This is a genomic window from Pedobacter sp. 01N416, assembly GCF_056399685.1.
The window spans coordinates 1-11,440 of sequence record NZ_JBFTRT010000093.1; the positions used below are offsets into that span (position 1 = coordinate 1).

Here is an 11,440-nt window from a genome sequence, read left to right on the forward strand (position 1 = left end):
GAGTTTCACAGGATTTCTGCGGATTTGACTAATGGAAGAGAGTCTTTGACTCGATTTACTAGTATTATTGAATTTGTAAACCCCAGTTAGCATCTGTTTATGTTTACACTTCTATTCCCTCTTAATTTCTTTCCTTTTAAGTAAGTTGATGATGATGATGTCTTTTCCGATTATCCCCTTTAAGATTAAATTTTTATCATGTTTTTGGTAGTTACCTCTAAATATTTTATCAGCTTCAAAATAAATCGAATCATTAGAACCGATCTTGTAATCAGCCCATTCAAATTTATTATCAGTTTTTCTGATGTTCATCAATGTCCCAATATCAAAATAAAATGTTTTGAAGTTTTGTGCTGAATCAATTCTCCCATTTTTTAAAATCGAGCTTACATCATATATGCCGTAAAGCTTTGTTTTCCACGTATCACTAAATTTGGCCTTAAGCTGTAAGGAAAAAGACACCGATATTATCAAAAGAATAATCAAACCAAATAATAAATCTTTGACTATATGGTATTTAGTTTTAATTTTAGGTTCTGGATGGGTTAATATGAAATGCTGAACCTGCTTAAAGTAAAACGCTAAAAGGTAGAGATTAACAAAAAGATAGAAACACGAATCAAATTTAACAGGAATATTAAAGGCGAAATTGAGATAGACAATATTACTGCTTATGGTTAGTAGCAACAATAAACCAGCAAAAGTTGATCGTCTGAAAAATAATAGAACCGATGCAAATACCTGTGCAGAGCCTAAAAAGTACTTATAGGATTCTGAATGGCCAAAAAAGATCCAGGCTTTGTCCATCCCTTTCAACTGACTCACCACTTTATCTGAACGGTAAAGTAGCGGATAAAATTGATTATCCAATAATTTAGCAAAACCGTAGTACATAAAAATAAAGGCAAGAAAATACCTCAATATTAACCTTACAACAGCCAGAGGCAAGGGCTTTACTGATACCCCATCATCCTGTCCGTTCATTTTCCATGCCGTAACCCCAAACGATGTAAGTATTATGGCAAGATAAGATAGGTAGTCTATAACCTGCCATCTCTGACTGGGAAAAATATAACTTTGAAGGTATCTGGAACAAAACAATAGCGCAATGCCACAAAGTGTTGTTCCAAGCCAATGGTTAAAGTAATTGCGTATTTTCATCTCTAGCTAGTTCTATTTCAAATATTCCATTATATCTTTCAAGTCGAATTCGGGGCTGGCGGTAAATAAATGTTTGAGCATGTACATATGTGTAGCCCCATAAATTACAAGTATCCTGTCTTCTTGATTTTCAACAATACGCTGAATGTTAGCATATATCCGAACATTACGGTTAAAGTATCGTGTAATAAAGCCGTCAGCGCCTATGGGCTCGAGGTTTGTTCCTCTTTTGGTTGTAATGAGCCACCTCCCAATAGATCTGGCTTGCTTTTCAGGAGAATTTAAATACCTTAAATATTTAATAAGTGGAAGAGAGAAAGCTAAAGAGTCTTCATATTTTTTTTGTTCTATATAAGGCTTGTCCCAATAAATAAACGACGAATCGGATTGATCTTTATACTTTTCGTAAGTTAAAACGGAATCTGCTTTACTTAACCTGAATCGAAAAGGCTGTGCATCTGCAGGGTAGAGTTTTTTTAATTTCAATATGTTGGCAAGCCTAAAAGCCAGTTGAAACTCTTCACTACTAGGGTCAATATCCTTCCCTATCATAACCTTACCTTTTCTGTATGCGATATATAAGGAGTCGTAATAAAACTCACTGCGTGGACTAGCCTCAATAACAATTTTTGTTGGATTAAATTTAGCCAGCCGATCAACAAGACCTTTTATCTGTTTCTGCCTATCCGCGCTAAGCATATCCACCTTTAACTCGGCTTGCGTAGTATTTGTATCAATTTTTTCTCCAGCAAAATGAAATACACCTAACAGCAGTATCTGTGGCTTTGGCTTATTTTCCATAAAAATTTCTGATACCCGCCTTTGGATTTTAGATCGATTCGGTTGAGCATAACCATTAACCGCAATAAGCAGTGCTAACCAGGTGTAAAAGAGATAATTTCGCATAACAATATCATTTATGCTACAAAACTATGGTGGATAACCTGTTTTTAAACTCGGCGATCGACCAAACTGTTGTTTCGTTCGACCAAACACTTTTGTTATCTTGAAGAATTGCTATAAATACCTCAAATTAGCACGGTTAAAAAAAACAATGTCCAAAAAAATATTATATCTCTTTCTTTTCTTTATTGCGTTCTACTATTTAACGGCCCTGGCAAAGGACCTGTCTGATATTGCGCAGGGAAAGCAGACTTTCCAAATATTTAGAGATGCCCAGGTTCAGATCTTAAGGCTCCTACATTCCCTGGTTTTTTGTACTACATCTCTTGCAGGTTATCTAATTTTCACGAAATGGTATGAAGTTAGGGGTGCCTTTAAAACAATTTCCGCTTTCGTACTCTCTCTGTTCGCCATAATTTCTGTTAAGTACTTTCTAGAACAGATTATCTGCCCGTATTTTTGCGGGTTTCGCAATTACCCTAAAAATGTGAGTTTTGCGTATTATTATTTGGATAGCTTTAGCTATAGTTTTTATTATTCCGTATGGGGGCTTGCTTTTTTCTTTTTTGATTTTGTTAAACGAAAAGAACTAGAAAAAAAAGAAATCCAGTTGCAGAATCGGATTGCGGAACTCTCATTTTTAAGGGCTCAGGTCAATCCTCATTTTCTATTTAATTCCATCAACAATATTTATTCGCTTGTTGCCACTAAACCACAATCTGCACTACCGGTTTTAGCGCAGTTAAGTAGTCTGATGAGGTACATGCTTTATGAAAATGAAACAGAGGTACCTTTAAAAAAAGAACTAAAATATTTAATTGATTACCTAGAATYACAAAAAATCAGATATGAAAATCCCGATATAGTGATTATGGATCTTATTTTGGAATCAATTGACTTAACTATCGCACCTTTATTATTACTGCCATTTATTGAAAATATTTTTAAGCATGCCGACTTAAGCACCAATTCGGATAAGGCCGTGATTACGATTAAGACACAACAGACCAAATTAATGTTAAACACTGTAAATAAAATATACTCAGTTAGCAAAACGAAATCAACAGGTATAGGATTGGAAAATATTAGCAGGCGGCTTCAACTACTTTACCCAGATGCACATTCACTTATTATTCAAGAAAATAATGGTTATTACTCGGTTTCGCTCGTACTAAACTTAAAAGCATATGTTAAATGATTAGATGTGTAATTATTGATGATGAGCCTTTAGCCGTTTCTTTACTGAAAGACCATGTAGAACAGGTTACTGGTCTCCAATTGTTGTTGGCAACAACAGATGCGCTCTCAGCGATAGAATTTATTCAGAGTTCAACAGTTGATCTTTTATTTCTTGATATCCAGATGCCAAATTTGAACGGAATTGAGGTAATGAAAATCATTGATCACAAATGCCTTGTTATCTTAACCAGCGCTTACAGTGAATACGCTATCCAGGGCTTTGAATTTCATGTAGTTGATTACCTTTTAAAGCCCTTAACATTCAGCCGTTTCCTTACTGCAATAGCTAAGGTTAAAGACAGGTTTAAGGGAAAGGAAATTTTAAAAGAAGAATTTATATACCTGAAGGTTGAGCAGCGCATGCATCGGATTAATTTCTCCGACATTCTTTACATTGAAGGTTTAAAAGATTATGTAATAGTACATTTAAAGTCGGGAAAAATTACAGCCCTACAGACCATGAAAGGCATGGAAGAACTATTACCATCAATTAATTTTGTAAGAATGCATAAATCCTATATTGTTTCGGTTGCTAAAATAGAGCAAATACACAAGCAACATATCATCTTAAACAATACAATTATTCCTATCGGAGATTTTTACAGGGATAATTTTTTAAAACAGGTGTTGAATAGTTAGCTTCGTGGTAAGAAATCAGCACCAGTGCCTTTTGTACTTATGAAGCTTTAGTGTTTAATCGAAATATCAATTAAAACCCCAAAAAGAATTGCTGTAAGAAGCAAAAAAAAGGGGAATCGGCAGCCATAACCGATGCCATATTAATTGGATTTCTGATCGGTGTTGTATTTTACAGCGTGATGAAAAACAGTTTAGGCTTTTTAACACTCATCCCCTTATTTTTCATTTATAAGCTGACAAACAACTCAAAATATAACAATCAGGAATTAGAAAACCTTTTAAAAGAAAGAGGTTTGAAATAAGAAAGGTGGCTGATAATCAGATAACGGAGTAATAATCGTACAGACATTCCGTGAACGATCTTGACTAATAGATTTAAGAGTAAAAATATACAGGAAAAAATCTAAGAAAGATGGAATCCAATATCAAAATCATTAATAAAAATGAAGGCGAATATTTAGGCATTGCAGGAGGTAATTACAGGATCATCATTTCTGGTGAGCAAACCAGTGGCAACTATGCGGTTATTGAAATGACTGTTCCCCCAGGTGGTGGCCCACCACCGCATGCCCACCCCGACACACAGGAAATGTTCCATATTTTGGAGGGAGAAGTGGAGTTTAAAACAGAAAAGGGTAAACAAATCGTTTCAAAAGATGGCTTTGTAAATATCCCTCTTGGTGGAGCCATTCACTGCTTTAAGAACACTTCAGAAAAACCTGCACGATTGCTCTGCACGGTAGTACCCGCCGGACTGGAAAATCTATTTCAGGAAATAGGTGCGCCTGTTCTTCCTGGACAAACGCTACTCATTCCTGAACTAACAGAAGAGCGGAAAGCATTTTTAAAAGAGATGGATTTGAAATATAATCAGCAAACCTACCCAAAGGATTTTCTGGGGTAGTAAGCTCATGACTTGATTAATAAAAGAGATAACAGCAATTGGCACACTTATGGCTTATCAATAACTATGAAACAGATATATCTTATTGTAGCGTTATCGGTAATGCTGCTTACCAGTGCTTGTTATAGTACCAGAACTGCTGGTAATAGCGGCAAAGTTCCTCCAGGGCAAGCCAAAAAAGGAACAGGTTCAAAATCTGCCAGACCCTTTGCTCCAGGGCAACAAAAAAGAAATTAAAAAAGAAAACCCTCCAAATTGGAGGGTTTCTTTCTTTATTACACAAACAACTAATGTTTTCCCTTACCGTTTCCATGGCCTTTGCCATTTCCGTTTCCTTTATTAAAATGCTGTGAGGGTTTTCCTTTATCGCCTTTATAAACCTTGGCATTACCCTTTGCAGGTGAATATTTCTGTCCTTTGCTCTTCCCTATTGCCGATTGCCCATGGTTGCCTTTAAATTTGGCATATTTTACTTTGTGGGTTTCGAAATAACGGTAAGGCTGACGTGAGTTAATTACTACCTTGTAGCCGTTATATAAATCATAACCGCTATATCTCGGTGGAAGCGATGTGGTAAAAACCCAGCCTCCTGCACCCATATAAATAAACTGTTTTTTAGGTACATAATAATAGCTCTCAATATCGGGCAGGTAGTAATAATCTACATAATCGTAACCAACCGGGCCCCATGCAGGCTGCGCACCAATGTTTATATTTACACTTACCTGGGCCTGAGCTTTAAAAGTAAGGCTGCTGCTTACCACGAGTAACAACAGCAAGAATAGCTTTTTCATCGTTTTAAATTTAGATATGAATAATGGGGTTTTACTATTTTAAAGTAACCGTGCCCAACAATGTGTTTTGCCCTAAAGCCACTTTAACAGCAGTAATGGTACTATCTCTATAACCAACAACCGGAGCAAATTTAACTGAGTAGATACCAGATGATAAGCCACCAACTGTAAATTTACCAGTTAAAGGATCGGCAACGGTACCCACTGTATCTGTACCAGCAATAACCAATACTTCTGGATGGCTTGCCAAAGGCAAAACCGTTCCTGAAATTAATCCGGTAGTTGCTGCCGCAATTCCGCGTACCACTGGTTTTAATAAATATTTTCCATTTCCGGTGCTTACGATAGATTTCGCCGCATCAAAGTCTAATAGTAATGTATAAGCAGCACCTTCAACCAATTCAGGATTAGCGGTTAATTTTACTTTCCAGCCAGAAGATTGTGCACTTGGTGTTTTAAGTTCCTGCTGAACCCCATTTACTACAATTGTATTTCCGGTTTCGTTAAGTACCAGTCTGATTTCGGTAATTTCACCTGAAGGCATTTCACCTGAAGCAACCAAAATATCAGGGTTACTGGTGCCGATCCTAAAATCAAGAATATCGAATATACCTGCACTAGCTGCAAATACATAAGGTTTATCGCCCGATACCAGTACAATCTCTTTTACACTTAAATTAATCTTATCGAAGTTACCCGGAGCATCGGTCATTTTAATCTGAACTTTAGTTGTTCCCTGGCTTGATTCATTTTTTTTACATCCATAAAAGGCAATCATCCCGATTACGAGGAAGACGGCTAAAATGGTATTTACAAAATTTGTTTTCATAACTGTAGATTTTATTTAAAGTTTTACGCTTCAAAGTTGAGAGCCGAAGATGAAACCAACATGAAATTTAAAATTTATTTTTTTCATCTTAATTTCATGTTGCCGTTCTACTTTTGAAATGTGAGCGCACCATGTATGGTGGTTTTTAGGTAGGGTTTACCTCTTAGGGGGTAAACTTTTTTTATATTTATAAAATGATCCGATTCGCCGTTATTTTTTGCCTGGCAATTGCCCCGTTATCGGGTGTTTTTGCCGTGCAACAAGATTCTACCGCTTTAACTGTTTCAAATCAGCAGGAAGAACTGATTAAAAAACAGGATAAGGCAAAAAAAGACAAACAGCCCGAAAATCAAAAGCCTGAGCCACTTCAGATCAAAGAAGTACCAAAAGCCAAAAAACAGCTAAAACCCATGGCGGTAAAGCCCAATGTAAAGGTAAAACCCATCAAGATTATTAAACCTAAGATTAAAAGGCCATAAATATATGCGCATCCGTCTCTTAATTTTCTTCTCATTTTTGGCGATATCAAATGTAAAGGCACAGCAAGATTCGACCAAAGCTACGCTTACACTTGCGGCCATGTACAACAGTAATATTAATTATTACGGGCAGGTTACCCCTGAAAAATATCCGTATGTACTCTTTAATGCTACCTTACGGTTTCCAAGCGGTTTATATTTTTCGGGCGGTGGTTATAAGCTCTTAAACTATGGCTCAACCATTTCGGAAACAGATTTAGGCATAGGTTACGATTATGATTTTAATGAAAAATTTACCGCCGGACTAGCCTATACCCATTCTTTTTTCCCTGCTAATTCTCCTTTGCTTCAGGCATCCAATAACAATAACATCAATGCGTCGGCCGCCTACCAATGGCCTTGGTTTAAAACAGATCTTAGTCTCGATTTGGCTTTTGGAAAGCAAACCGATGGATTTATCAGTTTTGGAAATTCAAAAGAAATCGACCTGGGAACGGTGTTCAACGAAAAGAACCTCATTTCAATTACGCCGGCTATAGAGATTACAGCAGGCACCACCCACTTTTACGAAACCTATATCATCGAAAAAAGCAAAAGGCAGAACGCTAATGGGAATGGAAAGGGAAAAAGTGATACCGCTCCCGGAATCGTTAACGGGAACACCACCGAGGTAGTTGAAAACACAGTTAATCAGTTTAAACTATTGTCTTACAATTTTAAGCTACCTTTAAACTGGAGTAATGGAAATTTCCTTGCCGAAGCCAGTTATCAATTCTCCATACTTGGAAACAGAAAAGAAGAAAATGTAAAACACCAGCAGTCTTTCTTTGGTTTAGCAGTTTACTACCAATTTTAATCCGCATGAAGGTACTGATCATTGAAGATGAAAAAACGCTTGCCTTTGAAATGGAAAAGTTTCTTAAAAAGGCTTTCTTCTTGTGCGATCTGGCCCATAGCTTTAAACAGGGTTCTAATAAGCTAGCGCTAAACCAATATGATTATGTACTGATTGATTTAGGTTTGCCAGATGGCGATGGTTTTGAACTGCTCAGCAAGGCGAAGAAAAGCAATCCAGATGCGGCCTATATTATTCTTACAGCCAGAGGAAAATTAGAAGACCGGGTTGCGGGCTTAGACATGGGCGCAGACGATTATTTAGCGAAGCCTTTCTTTCTTCCCGAACTTCAATCGCGGATGCAGGCCATTGCCAGGCGAAAATTTAAAGTGACCGAAGAGTTAATTCCACTCGGAAACTTTAGCATCGATCTGCAAAAACGCTTTGTATTTTTTGAGGAAGAGCAGATTGAACTTTCGCGCAAAGAATTTGATCTTTTAAGCTACCTTTTACTGCATAAAAACAGGGTGCTTACCCGGATGCAATTAAGCGAACATATTTGGGGCAACTTTGTTGATGATGATTACGACTCGAACTACATTGATGCACACATTAAAAATATCAGGAAGAAATTAAATGGTTACGCCCCTACCGAATGGCTGGAAACTGTTAGAGGCGTTGGTTATAGAATTAAAAAGTAATTTGAAACTATCTACTAAACTTACTTTATTTATTACCGGATCTAAACTTGCCATTGTAGGTCTGTTTATCCTGTTGCTTCCTTTTCTGATCGGGCAGATTGCTTCTAACTACACCAACTTTTCGCTTAGAAACCAACAGAAAAAAGTACTCCAAAATATCAATAAAAAGGGAATAGATTATTACTTCGAAGGGGATAACAGTTATGGGAGCTACACCATGCTGAAAGATGAATACATTGCACTCGAAACAGTAGCACAAAAACTGAAATTAGATACCATACGTGATACCAAACGTATTGTAGAACAAGATACCATCGCGTATCGGGTATTGAGTTTTACTTTTCAAAAAAACCAAAAAAATTACCTCTTAGAAATCGGTAAAACCACCGCCAGCATCAACCTTTATAACGATGCGCTCCAACGCTTCGCTTTATATGTGCTTATCATTCTTATTGCCCTAAGTATTATTATAGATTTGATTTTTACCCGGCAGTTAATTAAACCACTTGGTCAGATTATCAAATTAAGGCTAACCAATAGCCGGTTTCCATTTAAAAAGAAACATGGCCATATTAACACCAGCACGCAAGACTTTAAATACCTCGATCATTCGCTCATTTCATTAATGGACCAGATCAACGAGGCTTTTGAAAAGGAGCGGGAATTTACGGCCAATGCCTCGCATGAGTTTATGACGCCCATTACTATATTACAAAACAAGATGGAAAACCTGCTTACTGAAGAATCGGCATCCGAAGCGGTACAGGAACACATTGTTGATATGATGAAAACACTGGAGCGGTTAAAGAAAATATCGCGTTCGCTCCTACTCATTTCGAGAATAGAAAATGAGCAATTCTCCAAACAGGATGAGATAGAACCGCAAACACTCTTTAATGAAATAGTGGAAGAAATAAGCCATAGGCTCGAAGAAAAAAACATTCAGATCGACATCGACCTTAGCCATAACAAACGTTTAAGCAACATCAATCATGATCTTTTGTTTCAGCTCTTTTATAACCTAATTAACAACGCCATTAAGTTTAACAAAGAAAATGGGCGTATACAGATTTCTGATCTTCTTGAAAAAGGTTATTATTCCATTCAGGTTAGCGATAGTGGCCAAGGCATTAAAGCAGAAGATATACCACATGTATTTGATCGTTTTAAAAAAACAGGTCATGCCGAAAATGCGGGCTATGGCTTAGGACTTGCCATTGTAAAAAGCATAGCGAATTACCTTAACTTAAAAGTTCAGGTAAACTCAATACTGGGTGAGGGAGCAAGTTTTAAAGTTATTTTCGAAGTAGAGCAACGCAATAGCAAAGCTATAACCTAATGCTGGAAGCCTGGCTATAAATGATTGTTCCGTTCTCCTAAAATTTATTTAACAGATTTAATGGGAATAAAAAAGAGATAGCTATCATTTTTATCCCTTGTTGCTACAGCTAAAACAAGAGGAATTCCATTTTCCTGATATAAAAAAGGGCGTTGCAATTCCAGTGGTTTAAATCTTGATCCATCAGCCATTAAGATATCTGGCCTTAAGATTTCAAATTCAGTTGCCCGTTGCCAATTGATCCCATCAGGCGAGCTAACCATGTATATAATATTATCATTATGGAAAACCGAATAATAATATTTTCTTTTGGTATCATACCACATCGCCATGTCTTCGGTATTCATATAGTCAATTACCGGCTTAGGCTGCATTATAAATGGGCCAGTAGGTGTTTTTCCTATTGCCAATGCCTGGTTCCTGGCACCACCGCCCTTAATTCTGTCGCCCTTTACAATAAGGTAATAACGGCCGTCTGCCCCTTTTGTAATTGTAGGATTTACCGTAAGCAAGCTTATAGGCCCTGAAGGTTCAATAATAGGTTGGTTTAATCGCTTCCAGGGTCCATTAATGGATTTACTTACCGCAACCCCAGTGCGCTGATTGTTTCGCAGCAGCATCCAATTAGGACTTTTACTCCACAGCCTTGCATTTTCTATTAATGTACTATCGTCATATAGCTCATTATCCATATGTGTAGAAATATAGTAGAGGTAATATTTTCCATCGAAATAATGAATGCGTGGATTATGCATATTAATGGCATCCCAATAAGCCTTACCTCGTGCGGTTAAAACAACGCCTAAGTCTTTCCAGGGGCCAGCAGGTTGATCAGCTGTGGCATGTGCAATTTCTGAAAATGTTAACCAGCCCGAAAAACCATATTGCTTTTTCCATCGGGAATAAAACATGTGGTACTTGCCGTCGCCCGTTTTAATAATTGAAGGACACCAACTGTAGTAACCCTCTACCTTAAAAATATTCTGTTGCGAAATTGGCAACAAATGATCTTTAAAATGCAATGTATCGCTAGAATTTTGTGCCCATGAAGCGGAAACCAGAAGAAAGATAATGTAGCAGATGAGCTTTAATTTCTTCATATTTCAGGGCGTAAGATCAAATTTTTCACCGAATAAAACAGCTATTTTCTTCCTTTTCTGAAGATAGTTTTTCAAATCTTCACCAGAGCTAAATTGCATTTGTTTGCCATCACAATAAAACGGCCTTCCGTATGTACTGCTATAATATGATTTATAAATATTGATCACTTCTTCGCCATTATATTCATAAAGTACGATGCCATTCATATCAGGATAATTGGCAATATCCTTAAATTCGTTTTTAAGCCAGGGTAAATTTTCTAAAGGATTTTTTGTTCCACAGGCGATGGTATTTTGGTCATAAGAAACATCCTTTTTTTTACATCCAATAATTAATGTTAAAAACAATATAGAAATGATTTTTAGTTTCATTGACAAATAATTAATGGTAATGGTTTCTGGTTATTTTTCTATGTCGATATTTCTGATAGACGAATATAATCATTAGCCATTCTTTTCAACAAATCAGAAAGCGAAAATCATTACGAAGTTTTAGCCAATTGAAATAATTGTAATA

At 36.7% G+C, this 11,440-nt stretch carries 14 protein-coding genes; 8 read left to right on the forward strand and 6 right to left on the reverse strand.

Annotated features, from left to right (window positions below; genetic code table 11):
* Positions 1–111: 111 nt before the first annotated feature.
* Together AC1DND_RS07460 and AC1DND_RS07465 are read right to left on the reverse strand one after the other, a co-directional pair.
* Complete coding sequence (locus tag AC1DND_RS07460) at positions 112–1,161, reverse strand: hypothetical protein (protein ID WP_477580413.1); 1,050 nt, start codon at positions 1,159–1,161, stop codon at positions 112–114.
* 12 nt (positions 1,162–1,173) lie between these two features.
* On the reverse strand, positions 1,174–1,962 hold the full coding sequence (locus tag AC1DND_RS07465; protein WP_477580415.1) for a DUF5694 domain-containing protein: 789 nt from the start codon (positions 1,960–1,962) through the stop codon (positions 1,174–1,176).
* A gap of 253 nt (positions 1,963–2,215) precedes the next feature.
* Between AC1DND_RS07465 and AC1DND_RS07470 the strand changes: the two genes are divergently transcribed.
* The 4 genes from AC1DND_RS07470 to AC1DND_RS07485 all read left to right on the forward strand — a co-directional run bounded on the left by AC1DND_RS07470 (position 2,216) and on the right by AC1DND_RS07485 (position 5,083).
* Complete coding sequence (locus tag AC1DND_RS07470) at positions 2,216–3,262, forward strand: sensor histidine kinase (protein WP_477580417.1); 1,047 nt, start codon at positions 2,216–2,218, stop codon at positions 3,260–3,262.
* Positions 3,259–3,942 (forward strand): LytR/AlgR family response regulator transcription factor, encoded by a 684-nt coding sequence (locus AC1DND_RS07475; protein ID WP_477580419.1) that lies wholly within the window; start codon positions 3,259–3,261, stop codon positions 3,940–3,942. Before AC1DND_RS07470 ends, AC1DND_RS07475 begins: the two co-directional genes overlap by 4 nt.
* Before the next feature lie 412 nt (positions 3,943–4,354).
* Positions 4,355–4,846, forward strand: coding sequence for a cupin domain-containing protein (locus tag AC1DND_RS07480; protein WP_477580421.1), 492 nt, complete (start codon positions 4,355–4,357; stop codon positions 4,844–4,846).
* A 66-nt stretch (positions 4,847–4,912) separates the two neighbouring features.
* Positions 4,913–5,083, forward strand: a complete 171-nt coding sequence (locus AC1DND_RS07485; RefSeq protein ID WP_477580423.1) for a quinol oxidase subunit 4 — start codon at positions 4,913–4,915, stop codon at positions 5,081–5,083.
* Positions 5,084–5,133: 50 nt separating this feature from the next.
* Here the strand turns inward: AC1DND_RS07485 and AC1DND_RS07490 are convergent, their stop codons facing one another.
* Together AC1DND_RS07490 and AC1DND_RS07495 are read right to left on the reverse strand one after the other, a co-directional pair.
* Positions 5,134–5,640, reverse strand: coding sequence for a hypothetical protein (locus AC1DND_RS07490; RefSeq protein WP_477580425.1), 507 nt, complete (start codon positions 5,638–5,640; stop codon positions 5,134–5,136).
* A 34-nt stretch (positions 5,641–5,674) separates the two neighbouring features.
* A complete protein-coding gene (locus AC1DND_RS07495) occupies positions 5,675–6,469 on the reverse strand; it encodes a DUF4382 domain-containing protein (protein ID WP_477580427.1) in 795 nt (264 codons plus the stop codon).
* Between the two features lie 194 nt (positions 6,470–6,663).
* Here AC1DND_RS07495 and AC1DND_RS07500 point away from each other — a divergent pair, with 194 nt between their 5' ends.
* From AC1DND_RS07500 to AC1DND_RS07515, 4 genes are read left to right on the forward strand one after another with little or no spacing between them, the layout of a single operon-like run.
* Positions 6,664–6,948 (forward strand): hypothetical protein, encoded by a 285-nt coding sequence (locus AC1DND_RS07500; RefSeq protein WP_477580429.1) that lies wholly within the window; start codon positions 6,664–6,666, stop codon positions 6,946–6,948.
* Positions 6,949–6,952: 4 nt separating this feature from the next.
* The gene (locus AC1DND_RS07505) at positions 6,953–7,804 is read left to right on the forward strand and encodes a hypothetical protein (protein ID WP_477580431.1); all 852 of its coding nucleotides are present in this window, start codon (positions 6,953–6,955) and stop codon (positions 7,802–7,804) included.
* 5 nt (positions 7,805–7,809) lie between these two features.
* On the forward strand, positions 7,810–8,484 hold the full coding sequence (locus tag AC1DND_RS07510; RefSeq protein ID WP_477580433.1) for a response regulator transcription factor: 675 nt from the start codon (positions 7,810–7,812) through the stop codon (positions 8,482–8,484).
* On the forward strand, positions 8,420–9,823 hold the full coding sequence (locus AC1DND_RS07515) for a sensor histidine kinase (RefSeq protein WP_477580435.1): 1,404 nt from the start codon (positions 8,420–8,422) through the stop codon (positions 9,821–9,823). Before AC1DND_RS07510 ends, AC1DND_RS07515 begins: the two co-directional genes overlap by 65 nt.
* Positions 9,824–9,867: 44 nt before the next feature.
* Here AC1DND_RS07515 and AC1DND_RS07520 read toward each other — a convergent pair whose 3' ends face one another.
* On the reverse strand, positions 9,868–10,923 hold the full coding sequence (locus AC1DND_RS07520; protein ID WP_477580437.1) for a glycoside hydrolase family protein: 1,056 nt from the start codon (positions 10,921–10,923) through the stop codon (positions 9,868–9,870).
* Between the two features lie 3 nt (positions 10,924–10,926).
* The gene (locus AC1DND_RS07525) at positions 10,927–11,295 is read right to left on the reverse strand and encodes a hypothetical protein (RefSeq protein ID WP_029279835.1); all 369 of its coding nucleotides are present in this window, start codon (positions 11,293–11,295) and stop codon (positions 10,927–10,929) included.
* Between the last annotated feature and the right edge of the window lie 145 nt (positions 11,296–11,440).

Excerpts from the sequence above, each read along its gene's own strand:
- AC1DND_RS07490 (WP_477580425.1), bottom strand. The coding sequence starts at position 5,640 with ATGAAAAAGCTATTCTTGCTGTTGTTACTCGTGGTAAGCAGCAGCCTT.
- AC1DND_RS07500 (WP_477580429.1), top strand. The coding sequence starts at position 6,664 with ATGATCCGATTCGCCGTTATTTTTTGCCTGGCAATTGCCCCGTTATCG.
- AC1DND_RS07505 (WP_477580431.1), top strand. The coding sequence starts at position 6,953 with ATGCGCATCCGTCTCTTAATTTTCTTCTCATTTTTGGCGATATCAAAT.
- AC1DND_RS07515 (WP_477580435.1), top strand. The coding sequence starts at position 8,420 with ATGGTTACGCCCCTACCGAATGGCTGGAAACTGTTAGAGGCGTTGGTT.
- AC1DND_RS07485 (WP_477580423.1), top strand. The coding sequence starts at position 4,913 with ATGAAACAGATATATCTTATTGTAGCGTTATCGGTAATGCTGCTTACC.
- AC1DND_RS07465 (WP_477580415.1), bottom strand. The coding sequence starts at position 1,962 with ATGGAAAATAAGCCAAAGCCACAGATACTGCTGTTAGGTGTATTTCAT.
- AC1DND_RS07495 (WP_477580427.1), bottom strand. The coding sequence starts at position 6,469 with ATGAAAACAAATTTTGTAAATACCATTTTAGCCGTCTTCCTCGTAATC.
- AC1DND_RS07475 (WP_477580419.1), top strand. The coding sequence starts at position 3,259 with ATGATTAGATGTGTAATTATTGATGATGAGCCTTTAGCCGTTTCTTTA.
- AC1DND_RS07460 (WP_477580413.1), bottom strand. The coding sequence starts at position 1,161 with ATGAAAATACGCAATTACTTTAACCATTGGCTTGGAACAACACTTTGT.
- AC1DND_RS07525 (WP_029279835.1), bottom strand. The coding sequence starts at position 11,295 with ATGAAACTAAAAATCATTTCTATATTGTTTTTAACATTAATTATTGGA.
- AC1DND_RS07520 (WP_477580437.1), bottom strand. The coding sequence starts at position 10,923 with ATGAAGAAATTAAAGCTCATCTGCTACATTATCTTTCTTCTGGTTTCC.
- AC1DND_RS07510 (WP_477580433.1), top strand. The coding sequence starts at position 7,810 with ATGAAGGTACTGATCATTGAAGATGAAAAAACGCTTGCCTTTGAAATG.
- AC1DND_RS07480 (WP_477580421.1), top strand. The coding sequence starts at position 4,355 with ATGGAATCCAATATCAAAATCATTAATAAAAATGAAGGCGAATATTTA.